At 67.5% G+C, this 12,970-nt stretch carries 8 protein-coding genes; 7 read left to right on the top strand and 1 reads right to left on the bottom strand.

The features are described from left to right. Positions 1-904, bottom strand: a 904-nt coding sequence (locus AD89_RS0110080) for an asparaginase domain-containing protein (RefSeq protein ID WP_025778477.1), incomplete at its 3' end; no start/stop codon positions are given. Between the two features lie 76 nt (positions 905-980). Here AD89_RS0110080 and AD89_RS0110075 point away from each other — a divergent pair. The 7 genes from AD89_RS0110075 to AD89_RS0110045 are packed head-to-tail and all read left to right on the top strand — an operon-like array spanning position 981 to position 12,733. After that, positions 981-1,388, top strand: coding sequence for an MmcQ/YjbR family DNA-binding protein (locus AD89_RS0110075; RefSeq protein WP_025778476.1), 408 nt, complete (start codon positions 981-983; stop codon positions 1,386-1,388). Then, entirely contained in the window at positions 1,381-4,281 is a 2,901-nt protein-coding gene (locus tag AD89_RS0110070; protein ID WP_025778475.1) for a DEAD/DEAH box helicase family protein, read from the top strand. The genes AD89_RS0110075 and AD89_RS0110070 overlap by 8 nt, the downstream gene beginning before the upstream one ends. A 45-nt stretch (positions 4,282-4,326) precedes the next feature. Continuing rightward, the gene (locus AD89_RS0110065; RefSeq protein ID WP_025778474.1) at positions 4,327-5,790 is read left to right on the top strand and encodes a DUF3375 domain-containing protein; all 1,464 of its coding nucleotides are present in this window, start codon (positions 4,327-4,329) and stop codon (positions 5,788-5,790) included. Further along, complete coding sequence (locus AD89_RS0110060; protein WP_025778473.1) at positions 5,787-6,665, top strand: DUF4194 domain-containing protein; 879 nt, start codon at positions 5,787-5,789, stop codon at positions 6,663-6,665. The genes AD89_RS0110065 and AD89_RS0110060 overlap by 4 nt, the downstream gene beginning before the upstream one ends. Continuing rightward, complete coding sequence (locus AD89_RS0110055) at positions 6,662-10,195, top strand: ATP-binding protein (RefSeq protein WP_025778472.1); 3,534 nt, start codon at positions 6,662-6,664, stop codon at positions 10,193-10,195. Before AD89_RS0110060 ends, AD89_RS0110055 begins: the two co-directional genes overlap by 4 nt. Before the next feature lie 2 nt (positions 10,196-10,197). Then, positions 10,198-11,580, top strand: a complete 1,383-nt coding sequence (locus AD89_RS0110050) for a Wadjet anti-phage system protein JetD domain-containing protein (RefSeq protein ID WP_025778471.1) — start codon at positions 10,198-10,200, stop codon at positions 11,578-11,580. Continuing rightward, the gene (locus AD89_RS0110045) at positions 11,567-12,733 is read left to right on the top strand and encodes an MFS transporter (RefSeq protein ID WP_025778470.1); all 1,167 of its coding nucleotides are present in this window, start codon (positions 11,567-11,569) and stop codon (positions 12,731-12,733) included. Before AD89_RS0110050 ends, AD89_RS0110045 begins: the two co-directional genes overlap by 14 nt. Positions 12,734-12,970: the final 237 nt, after the last annotated feature.

Below are 12,970 nucleotides of genomic sequence, written 5' to 3'. Positions count from 1 at the left end.
GGACGAGTCCCGCCTCGAGCAGGCCGATCTCTCCGCCGGGGTAGCCGTAGGTCCGGCGCAGACTCACGCCCGAGCCGGCGCGGGAGGCGAGCACCACGGGCATCGCCTCCGTCAGACGCGTCACCGCGGGCAGCAGGTCCTCGGGGACATGCCCACCTCCGACCCCGGAGATCACGGCGCCGGCGAAGCCGGAACCGGCAATGAGATCAAGGGTCGCTTCCGGTTCGCCCATCCCCACCGCGGCGAGGGCGACCTTGCTCAGCTTCGACGGACGGGACAGGCCGGCGAACGGTGATTTCGGGGCACGTGGTGCGTGCGGGAGGTGGAGATCGTCCTCGCTCAGCCACCCGATCGCACCGAGGACGGGCCCGGAGGAGAACGCCGCCGTCGAGGTCGTGTGCGACTTCGACACGAACCTCGGATCGTGGACCTCGTCATTGAACACGAGGGATGCAGGCAGGTTGCCGACCTGGTCGGACAGGGCGGTGAGCGCGGCCGCCCGGACGTTGGCCGGTCCGTCGGCGCCGGGCAGAGTCGGATTGCGCATGGCCCCGGTGGCAGCGATGTGCGTGCCCGAGTCATTGAGCAGCCACAGACCGAACGCCGACTCCTCGAGGGTGTCGGTGCCCTGGGTCAGCACGATGCCATCGGCCTCGGACGTGCGGGCGAGCTCGACGACGTCGAAGAGCATCTCGAGGGTGACATTCGCGCTCGAGACCTGAGCGACCTGAGTGAAATCGGCCTGCAGATCCGGCCACACCTGGTCGAGTCCGGCCGCCGCCGCGATCTCGGCTCCGCTGAGCGCGGGGGCAACCCCACCTGATACATCGGCGGTCGATGCGATCGTCCCGCCGAGAGCGGCCAAGAGCAGGTGAGGGGCGGTGCGGGGTGTGGTCTCAGGCATGATTCGAGTCTATCGTCAGTTCGTGCGGAGAAGTCGTCGTCGGTTCTGCGTCAGTGCCGTTTGCTAATCTCCACGCATGGATCCCGATACCGTGCTCCGTCTGGCCCACGAGCAGGCCATGCAGTACCCGTCTGTCGAGATCGACTATCCCTTCGGTCCGGGCAACGCTGTCTACAAGGTGCGCGGGAAGATGTTCATGATGGCCTATGAACTGCGTGGGATCCCCAGCCTCAACCTCAAGATCGATCCCCTCGACGGTGAGGTGCTGACAGACGCCTATCCGGAGATCTCACCCGGATATCACATGAATAAGAAGCACTGGATCACCGTGGCCGGGGAAGGAGACAGTGCTGGCGGCGACCGGCTCGATGCCGAACTGCTTCACGACCTTGTCCTCGAGTCCTACTGTCTTGTCGTGACCAAGATGCCCAAGCGGGACCGCCCTGTTGACCCGGACACCTTCGGCGGGCGCGGCGATGACTGAGAACGTGCGGGAGGCAGCTGCGACCCAGCCGCCATTGCGCCGCCACCAAGACGAAGCGCTCTCGACCCTGCGCGAAGGAACCGCCGCCGATGAGCGAAAGTCCTGGATCGTCCTGCCTCCGGGGGCGGGAAAGACCCGCGTCGGCATCGACTACGCGACTCACCTGCTCGATCGGAAGCTCGTCGACCGCGTCGTGGCCTTCGGCCCGAATACGGCGATCCAAGGTCAATGGGCCAAGGAATGGAACCGCCTCGGCGAGGGGCGTCCTCCTGCCGGAGGCTCACGCGATCTCACTCAGACCTTCACCGCTCTGACCTACCAGTCCCTTGCCGTCTTCGACACGGATCGGGAGACGGCCGATCGCGAGGGGGACACGCGCACCACGGACCGCGACCTTGAGGAACGCGCAAGCGATTCTGTCGCCTCCGGGCCGAGCAGCAGCCTGCTCGACTCCCTGGCCACTGGTGGCCGGGCCCTCGTCGACAACCTCGTCTCCGGGGGACGGACGCTGCTCATCCTCGACGAATGCCATCACCTGCTCGAAGTCTGGGGTCGGCTCCTGGCCGACCTGATGGCCCTGCTGCCCGACGTATGGGTGCTCGGACTCACTGCCACCCCGCCGGCGACGATGTCGACCCGACACCGGGAACTCGTCGCCGACCTCTTCTCCTCCGTCCGCTACTCAGCGTCCATCCCCGCCCTCGTCAGAGAAGGCGACCTCGTGCCCTTTGCGGACCTCGTCTGGGTCACCGAACCCACCCGTGAGGAACAGGACTGGCTGTCGGCACAGGCCGAACGGCACACCGAGTTCATCACCGGCATCCTCGACCCCGGAAAAGGCACGATAGGGCTGCTCGAATGGGTGGACCGACGATTCCTCAGCGACCGTGCCGAATCGGTGGATTGGCAGACCATGAGCCGGCAGCGTCCCGAACTCTGCGATGCGGCCCTGCGCCTCCACCACGCCGATCTGCTGCGCCTGCCGCCAGGCGCCCGACTCGGCGAACAGCACCGCCGCGACCCCGACACCGACGACTGGGCCCGACTGATCGAAGACTGGATGCGTCACCACCTGCTCGTCTCCGATTCCACGTCCGACCAGGACCTCGCCGAGGAGATCCGCCGCAGGCTGCCCGCGATCGGCTGCCGCTGGACGCACCACGGAATCGCCGCCGGGCGGTCTCCGACCGATCGGGTCCTGTCCCATTCGGCGTCGAAGCCGCGCGCCTGTGTCGACATCGCCGCTGTTGAAGCGGCAACCCTCGGCGACCACCTGCGGATGCTCGTCCTCTGCGACTTCGAGTCCGCCACCGCGACCTTGGCCGCCGACGTCCGCGAGGTCCTCGACGAACGGTCCGGATCCGCAATCCTGACCCTTGAGAGCTTGGCCGCCGACTCTCAGACGGCACATCTGAACCCGCTGCTCGTCTCCGGGCGCACCGTCGCCGGCCCACCGGACGTGCTGCGCGCGCTCATCGACTTCATCGCCGTCGACGACGCCGACCTCGCCGCCCGGCTCAGCGTCACCGATCCCGTCGCCGGTGTCAGTCGCATCGACGGGCGCTGGACGAGCCGTAACTGGGTGCCGTACGTGACGTCGTTCTTCGCCTCCGGGTCAGCGCAGGTGCTCGTCGGCACCCGGGCGCTGCTCGGCGAAGGTTGGGACGCACCGGCCGTGACCGGACTCATCGACCTCACCACCGCGACCACCCCGACCGCCGTGACGCAGACCCGCGGCCGGGCGCTGCGCGAAGATCCGAACTGGGCACAGAAGGTTGCCCTCAACTGGACCGTCGTGTGCATCAGCCCAGACCACCCGCGCGGAGAACAGGACTGGGGCCGACTCGTGCGCAAGCACGACGGCTTCTTCGGCACCGATTCAAGCGGCGAGATCGTCGACGGCGTCGCCCATATCGACCCCGCGTTCTCGCCGTTCCACCCGCCCGAGGACGATATCGACGCCATCAATGCGCGGATGATCACGCGTGCGAAAGCCCGCACCGAGGTGGCGCAACGGTGGAACGTCGGCGCGGACTACCGCGACGAGGAGCTGCGGTCGGTGCGGATCGTCGCCGATCATCCCCGGCCCGAGATTGCACCGACGGAAATCACCTCCGACGGCGCTCGTGCCGCGGCCGATGCCGCTGCTGGTGCTGAAGGCATCATCCCGAAGCCGCGGCACCGCGACGGCGACCCCGGAAAGATCCTCCCCGTCACTCTTCGCATGCCGATCGTCATCGTCTGGGCAACGGTGGGTCTCCTCATGGCGGCGACAGCGGTGCTGAGCAGCGGAACCGCGGCGTGGATCCTCGGCATCATCGCCGTCGGACTGCTGCTGAGCCTGCCCCTCGTCCTCACCATTGCCGGCGGTCGCAGGCACCGCATCTACGGGGTCACCCCGACAGTCGCGCAGATCGCCGGTGCCGTCGCCGAGGCGCTTCATTCCCTCGAGCTGAGCAGTTCCGGAGCCGACGCGGTGCGGATGAGGATCGATGCACGCGGTGACCTGCGGTGTCACCTCGACGCGGATCCCGCGTCGGCGGAGGCCTTCGCTCTCGCCCTCGACGATGCGGTGTCACCGATCGGTGACCCGCGGTATCTGCTTCCGTGCTGGCAGCTGCCGAGGCGCGCCCATGGGCTGCGCGGCTGGTGGACGCAGCTGAGGTGGGGAACCGGCACCGCCCAGAAGGCCGACCCGATCTGGGTGGGCGTACCCACCGTGCTGGGGACGAAGAAGGAACGCGCCGTGGCCTTCGCCGCCGCCTGGGACACCTGGATCGGAGGAGGTGAACCGATCTACACCCGCAGTCCCGGCGGGGCCGGCATCCTTGCAGCCGTGCGCGGAGGCGATCCTTGGTCGATGACCTCGGTGCTGCGCATGCGCTGGCACTGAGCCGCGAATTGGCGCGGACCCGCCGGTGCATCGAGAATAGTTGCTATGTCCGCCCTGTCCTCCGCGCTCGCCTACCGGCGTCTGCTCGAATCGAATGCCACCCTGCGCATGCTCCGGGCCGACAACCTCGCAGTCATGGCCGGAACCCTCGACGCCCACCTCGGCAGGCCCGGCACCAGGATGAACACCGAGGATCTGCACGAAAGCATCGATGCCGACCTCGAAGAGCTCCGCGACCACTTCGACCTCTCGCTGCGGACCGCGAAGGCCTACTGTGATGACTGGCGACGTGCGGAGATCCTCGTCCGCCGACCTGCCACCGGGGCCAGAGGCGAAACCTACGAACTCTCCGCCGCCGGCTTCGACGCCATCCGCATGCTCGAACAGCTGCGCACACCTCCGCAGACCGCCACCGAATCCCGGCTGGTCAGCCTCGCCCAGTCCGTGCGTCAGCTGGCCATCGACACCGACCCGGACAGCTCCCGCCGACTGGCTGCTCTCCGCGCCGAACGCGACCGCATCGATGCCGAGATCGCCCGCGTCCGCCGCGGCGACCCGCGATCGGTCGTCCTCGATCGCAGGCGCGCAAACGAACGCGTGTCCGACATCCTCCAACAGGCACAGGGCCTGCCCGCCGACTTCGCCCGCGTGCGCGCCCGCTTCGAAGAGCTCAACCAGGAGCTGCGGATCTCGATACTGGCCGCCGAGGACTCCCAATCACAAGTCCTGGACGAGGTCTTCCGCGGCGTCGACCTCATCGAGTCCTCTGACGAGGGCCGCACGTTCTCGGCGTTCTCCGCGCTCGTCCGTGACCCCGAACAGTCCGCATCCTTCGACGACGACATCGCGGCCATCCTCGACCGGGACTTCTCCGCCACCCTCTCCCTTGCCACTCGCCGTTCCCTGCGCACCTTGATGCGCCAGATGAAGGACGGCTCCCACGAGGTCTCGGACATCCTCACCGAATTCGCTCGGGGCCTGCGTCGCTATGTCCACTCCCACGAATTCCAACGCGACCGCGTCATGCGCACCCTGCTCCAGGAGGGCCTCGCCGCGGCCGCGCCCGTGTCTCAGGAGCTCAAGCCCTACGATGAGATCGGCATCGACCTCGAACTCTCAAGCGTGTCGCTGGGCAGCGTCGGTGAGGTCATCCTCCACGACCCCGAGGAGTTCGATGCCGGAGCGGAACTCGGCGAGGCCACTGACTCGGAGATCGACTTCGCCGAACTCATCGCCGTCGCTCGCGAATCGGAGATCGACTTCGCCGAGCTCACCGAAAACATCAACTCCTCACTCACCTCCACCCACGAAGCCTCCGTCGCCGAGGTGCTCGAGACCCACCCCGCGACCCAGGGTCTGGCCAGCGTCGTCGGGTTATTGTCCCTGGCCAGCACCTATGGCCACGTCGATGTCGGCAACCGCGAAATCCTCACGTGGACCGGCGTCGACGGCATCGCCCGCACCGCCGCGATCCGCCGCCACTACTTCACCGAAGGCATCACCCTATGAGCCCCACCGACCACGACAACGACACAGCCCCCGCCGAAGTGGGAGCCCGCAATGGTGCCCACCGGACCTCACCGGCAGATGAGCGCACATCCGGCGCCGAGGTGGGAGCCGCCTCGGCGAGGGAATCCACCGATTCTGTCGCCGAGTCGACCATGACATCCGCGGACGGTTTCGACCACAACCCCAGTGGACTGTGGTCCGGAGACACCGGAACGCTGGGAGAGCGCACCCGCCGAGTGCTGCTCGAACTCCTCAAAGGACCATACGTGTCCGGCACCCAGGCCCCGCAGCTGTGGGCCGCGCTCGTCGCCGACGAAGGCCTCGTTCGCTCACGCCTGCATGATCTGTTCCTCGACCTCGTCATCGACCGCGTCGACGAATTCGCGTTCACCCGCAAAATCGTCACCGACGAAATCGACGCCCCCGCCGCAGTGCGCAGCGAACGCCTGACCTTCCTCGACACGGCCATGCTGCTCGTGCTCCGACAGCTGCTGCTCGCCGCACCGGGGGAGAAGCGCGTCATCGTCGACCGCGAAGAGGTCTACGAGCGCCTCGCGATCTACCGCACCGGCGACGAATCGACGTTCCAGCGCAACCTCAACGGCGCGTGGTCGCGGATGAGCAACCGGCTGCGGGTGCTCCACAAGGCCGGCGAGGACCGCTTCGAGATCTCCCCGATGGTGAAATTCCTCATCGACGAGGATCGTGTGCGCGAGCTCATCGCCGTCTACGAACGCATCGCCGCAGGTGAGGCCGACACCGAGGATGATTCCGAAATCGATGCCGGCGCCGAGGCGGGGGTGGAGTCCGATGACGGTTCTGTCGCCGCCACCGAAGCCGATGCAGACACCGTCAGCGAGGAGGACGACGCGTGACCGAGGCACTCTTCCCGCTCGACGCGGCGTTCGTCGCCGATCAGGCGCGCGCCCGCGGGGCGAACCGACCCGACGTCGGCAGCCAGTGGCGGCTGAGCGAGATCCAGATCGCGAACTGGGGCACCTTCGACTCGGATATCCACCGGATCCCCGTCTCCCACAAGGGCCACCTCATCACCGGTCCTTCCGGTTCCGGCAAATCATCGCTGCTCGACGGCATCGCCGCCGTCCTCACCCCGGACAAGTGGCTGCGCTTCAACGTCGCCGCTCAGACCGCGGGTGCCCGCCTCGACCAGCGCAGCCTCGTCAGCTACGTCCGCGGAGCCTGGACCCGGACCGCCGACTCCGAAGAAGACCGCGTCGTCAGCAAGTATCTGCGCCCGCGCGCCACCTGGAGCGGAATCATCCTCCGCTACGACAACGGCAGCGACAGGCCTCTGTCCTTGGCCCGGCTCTTCTTCATCAAGGGGTCGGCCACGAAGGCGACGGACCTCTCCGATGCCTGCATCCTCGAGCGTGCCGACCTCGACCTCTCCGACCTGCAGCACTATGCCCGGTCCGGCCTCGAGACACGCAAACTCAAGGCCGACCATCCTGATGCCGTCATCACCTCGAACGGATCCCACGGGAAGTTCTATGCACGGATGCGCAAGACCTTCGGCATGGCCGACGAGTCCGCCCTCCAGCTGCTGCACAAGACCCAGTCGGCGAAGAGCCTCGACAGCCTCGACCGGCTCTTCCGGGACCATATGCTCGAAACCCCGGTGACCTTCGACCTCGCAGACACTGCCGTCGCCCAGTTCGGTGACCTCAAGGACGCTCACGACCATGTCGTGCAGCTGCGCAAACAGCGCGACCACCTGCTCCAGCTGCGTGAAGCCGCCTCCCGCTTCGAGACCGCCAATGACATCGCCGCGAAGTCGATCGCCCTGAGCGAAGCCCTGCTGCCGTACCAGAAGCGGCGCGAGCTCGATATCCTGCGTGCCGACCTGTCCGCGCTGACGCGGCAGATCGTCGAACTCGAAGTCACCGCCGACCGCGCGAAACGCGACTTCGACGCCGCCGTCGACGAATACGACTTGGCCAGGCGCGCCACTCTCGAACTCGGCGGTTCCGAGGCCGAACACCTGCAGCAGCGCATCGACACAGCCGAGACCGAACGCCGCGCCATCGCCGAACGCTGGGCGTCACTGGCCCGGCAGCTCGAGCAGGCCGGCATCGAGCACGCCCCGACCACGGCCGCCGAGTTCGCCGAACTCCAGGCCCAGATCGCGTCCAGCCTCGACGACGACACGCAGGTCGCCGGGCCCAGCCACGCCGACCATGACCGGTTCTCCCAAGCGAGGGCCAAGGTGCGCGAACTCGAAGGTGAGATCGAATCGCTGCGCCGGTCCGGATCGACTGTGCCGAACAACCTCCTGGCGATCCGCTCCGAACTCGCTGCCGGCACCGGTCTGAGCGAGAAGGCGCTGCCGTTCGCCGCCGAACTCATCGAAGTCGACCCCGACGAGGCCCGGTGGACCGGCGCGATCGAACGAGTGCTGCGCCCCATGGCACTGACCGTCCTCGTCCGGGCGGAGAACCTCTCCGCAGTGCGCACCTGGGTCGATGCCCACCGCATCCGCGGACGCCTCGTCTTCGAGGAGATCCCGCACTCGGTGCCGAGCCCTCGCCCTGTCGGCAGTGAGAAGTCGCTGGTGAACAAGGTGCGTGTCTCCGACACCGGCTTCGGCGACTGGGTCCGGACCACCTTGTCCGAACGCTTCGACTTCGCCTGTGTCGACCACCCGGACGAACTCGACGACCATCCGCGTGCCGTCACTGTCAAGGGCCAGGTCAAGACCTCACGCACCCGGTATGAGAAGGACGACCGGCGGGCTATCGACGATCGCAGCCAATGGGTCCTCGGCGATCGCGAAGCGAAACTCGAAGCCCTCGTCGAATCCCTCAAAGAGGCTCAGTCGGAACTGGCCGCGGCCGAACAGGTGGTCGCGGCTGCTGATGCCGAATCCGCACAAGCTCACCGCCGCCGTGGCATCCTCGCCGGTATTCGCGAACAGTCCTGGCGCGACGTCGACCGCGACGGCGCGGCCGAGAGAGTCACGACTCTCGAACGGCAGCTGGCCGAACTCGAAGACGCCGACGGCGACCTGCAGCAGGCGATCGGCGCCGAACGTGAGGCGAAAGCAGTCAAGGACACGGCCGAGACCGCGAGGTCCGAAGCCGACTATGCTCTGCGCCGAGCGAACGAAGAATCGACGGGTCTGCGCTCGAACATCACCCGGATCGAGGACGACGTGAACTCCGGTCGGGTAGCGGAGGTGGAGGGCCACCTCGGCGAACAGCTCGACGAACGCTTCCGCAAGATCCAACGCAGCATTAAGCGGGAGAACCTCGCCGAGGTGGGCCAGCAGGTCTCGCAGGTGCTGCAGGAGGAGAAGGACCGGGCCCAGGCCGAAGCAAGCCGGTCGGGGCAGTCCGTGACACGGCTGGCCGTCGAGTTCAAGGCCGCATGGCCGTCGGTATCGTCCCAGCTGACAGCCGAAGTCGATGATCGTCGAGCCTATCTGGCGATGCTCGATGAGATCGAAGCGCACGGCCTGCCCGATCATGAGAACCGTTTCCGGGAGCTGCTGCAGCAGCGCTCCCGTGACCTCATCGGCGAACTCCTCAACGAGATCCACGCCGCTCCGCGCGAGATCGAGGATCGGGTCGCCCCGATCAATTCGTCCCTGCTGCGCTCGCAGTTCGACGAGGACCGGTACCTGCGGCTCAAGGTCAAGACCCGCCGCTCCGAGACCGTCAACGCCTTCATCGCCGATCTTCGACTCGTCGCCAGCGGCAGCTGGGGCGAGGACGATATGGAGACCGCGGAGAAGAAGTACGATACCCTCGCCGAGGTGATGCGCCGATTCGCCTCCAGCGAGCACGTCGACAAGGTGTGGAAGACCCAATGTCTGGACACCCGTCTGCACGTGAGCTTCCTCGCCGAGGAGATCGACGATCACGGGCGCGCGCACGCCACCTACGATTCGGGTGCTGCGATGTCCGGTGGCCAGCAGCAGAAGCTCGTGATCTTCTGCCTGGCGGCAGCGCTGCGGTATCAGCTGGCCGACCCGGACGAGGCGATCTCGAAATACGGCACGATCATCCTCGACGAGGCCTTCGACAAGGCCGACACCCGCTACACCCGGATGGCTCTCGACATCTTCATCGAGTTCGGGTTCCACATGGTGCTCGCCACCCCGCAGAAGCTGCTGCAGACGATCGAACCGTATGTGGGGGCGGCGACCTCGATCGAGAATCCGAGCCGGCAGAAGACCCTGACCTCGACGATGGTGTGGGACGAGTCCGTGCGCGGGGAGGCTTCGGCAGCGGAATCCGGCTCGGATTCGGATTCGGCTGATGGCGCGGGCGAGGAGCCGGTCGGCGCTGGTGGGACAGGTGGTTCCACGGGTGCGGACAACTCCGAGAGCGTCCGTGTGGCCGGTGAAGTCGAGCTCGATTTCGAGGAGTCGGACGCCCCGTGACGATGCTCTCCGTCGCCGAGGCCCGAGCGAAGGCGCGCAAGCGCCTGACGTCGTCCATGGCCGCCTGGGCGGCGGAGCCCGTCGAAGACGTGCGGGTCGAGATCGCCCTCCAGCCGCCGACGGAGAAGCAGGTGCTCGCCGATCAGGCTGCCGCCGCGAACTGGGCGGCGAGTTGGCGGGCGCTCGGAGAGCGCTCCGGGAACACGACCTCGGGCTCGCCGGGACACTCGGGCGCGGGTGCGCCTGCTGAGCTCGAAATCGATTGGGAAGAACGCAGCTGGGCCCGCATCGGTCGTCAACGAGTCCCGGTCCGACTGCGACTGTCGACCCCCGATGCAGCAGCCGCTTTCGTCGGCGGAGACGCAGCGCGTGAGTGGCGGACACTGCGCGATCGTGCCGCTCGCATCCGGCAGCGATTCAGCGACGTATCGAGCGAGTCGGAGCCGACCGGCGAATGCGACGCGCTCGACGACGGTGGCAGTGATCGGCTTGCCGCGGCGATCCGGTCGCAGGCGAAACGGATCCTCGGGCTGAGCGATGCCTCGTTCGCCACGGTCGTCGACGTCGTCGACTGGCTGCACAGCCATCCGCTCGGTTCGCTGCGGCCGAGGCAGCTGCCGATCCGCGGAGTGGATTCGAAGTGGTTCGAGACCCACCGCAGCCTCGTCACTGCTCTGCTGACCGGGATCGGCCGCGCGGATGTGGTGACCGTCCTCGATGCCGAACCGCGACTGCGCATGCGCATCCTCGATCCGGGGCTCCTCGACGTCCCACTCGAGGACGTCACCGCACCGATCACCCAGCTCGGACGACTGCCCGTTTCACCGCGGCTGGTCTTCGTCTTCGAGAACCTCGAATCCGTGCTCGCCATGCCGGAGTGGCCAGGCGCCGTGGCCGTGCACGGGTCCGGCTATGCTGTCGACGGGGTCGCTCGCCTGGACTGGATCGCCGGAGCGCGCGTGATCTATTGGGGCGACCTCGACTCCCACGGATTCGCGATCCTCAACCGCCTGCGCAGCCACCTGCCGAAGGTCGAATCCGTGCTCATGGACGAAGCGACCCTGCTCGCCCACGCCGACCTGTGGGTGCCGGAACCGACACCGACGACGGGCGCCTTCAGCACCCTCACCGGCACCGAGGCGCGGGCCCTCGAACGGCTCCGTGCCGACGGCAGCGTCCGACTCGAACAGGAACGCATCCCGTGGGATACGGCCCTGAACCGGCTGCGGACCGCAGCCGGAACGGAGGCGTCGGGCCGCCTCGGCGGGGGTGCCGACGTCGACGGCGTTCGCTCCCCTCTCGATGGGCACCGCCTCGGCGAGGGCGCGGATCGTGGCGCGGGAACGGAGCACCGCCTCGGCGAGGGCCTCGATGACGACGGATAAGCCGCGCGGAGGACTGGCGGCGCTGTGCGTGGCCGAACTCGTCTGCTGGGGACTGCTCTACTACTCGCTGCCGGTCGCGGTCACCCCGATCTCGGACGATACGGGCTGGAGCCACACGACGGTGACGGCGGCGCTGACCGTCGGTCTCATCGTCTCTGCACTGGTGGGACCGAGCGTCGGGCGTCTTCTCGACGTGCACGGTCCGAAGCTGATCATGGGGACCGGAACGGTCATCGGGGTCGTCGCGCTCGCCCTCGTCGCGGTCGCACCGAACCTTCCGGTGTTCTTCCTCGCCTGGGTCCTCGCCGGCTTCGCCCAAGCCGCGACCCTCTATCCGCCGGCGTTCGCCGTCGTCACCCGCTGGTACGGGTCCGAGAGGACGAAGCCGCTGACGACGATCACGCTCGTCGGCGGGCTCGCCTCGACGGTGTTCGCCCCGATCATCGCATGGCTCATCGATGTCTGCGGGTGGCGCGGAACCTACTGGGTGCTCGCCGGTCTGCTCGTGGTCCTTGCCCTGCCGATGCATCTGTTCTTCCTCAACCGGAACTGGACGGACGAGGCGGCCGCGTCGCTGGTGAAGCCGAGCCGGAACGAACTGCGCCAGGTCACGCGGCACCCGCGTTTCATCACTCTGCAGATCGCCGTCGCGATCGCCACGTTCACCCTCTTCGCGGTGACGATCAATATCATCCCGCTCATCATCGAACGCGGTGCCGACTACAGTCTGGCCGCCATCGCCCTCGGCCTCGTCGGCTTCGGCCAGGTGGCGGGACGATTCGGGTATCCGAGCCTCGAGCGGCACACGTCGACGCGGGCGCGCACGGTCATCCTCTTCGCCTCGGGAGCCGCCGGCTTGTGGCTGCTCGCTCTGGTTCCCGGACCGATCTGGCTGCTCATCGGCATCGCCATGCTCGGCGGCGGAGTGCGCGGCTGCATGACTCTGCTGCAGGCTACGGCGGTCTCCGACCGGTGGGGGACGAGGAACTTCGGGGCCGTCAACGGGGTCTTCGTCGCCCCGATCACCGCCGGTACGGCCCTGGCACCGGTTGCCGGTCCCGCGTTGGCCGGGGTACTCGGCGGGTACCCGATGATGGCGGTGGCCATGGCCGGGCTGCTCACCTTGGCGACCGCGCTGTCGGCGCGGACGTGAGGGGTTCGCAATCTTGCTTGCACGCGGTTGTCGAGGCCGCCTCGGCGGGGCGCACCGGCGGAAACATGTAAAAGAATCGGCGAATTTTTTACACGTTTCGGAGATATGGAAAATTGCTTGACACATCTTCCGGGTATTCCCGCGGGCCTTCCGGCGGGCACCTCGGCGGAGGTCTCCGCACATGCGAACCCATCCGTCAGGGCCGCCTCGGCGAGGTTCTTCCCTGACCGATCAGGG

It is taken from the genome of Brevibacterium sp. VCM10, assembly GCF_000583215.1.
Lineage (GTDB): Bacteria > Actinomycetota > Actinomycetes > Actinomycetales > Brevibacteriaceae > Brevibacterium > Brevibacterium linens.
The sequence above is the reverse complement of the archived record's forward strand: the minus strand, read 5'-3'. Positions and strand labels throughout refer to the sequence as shown.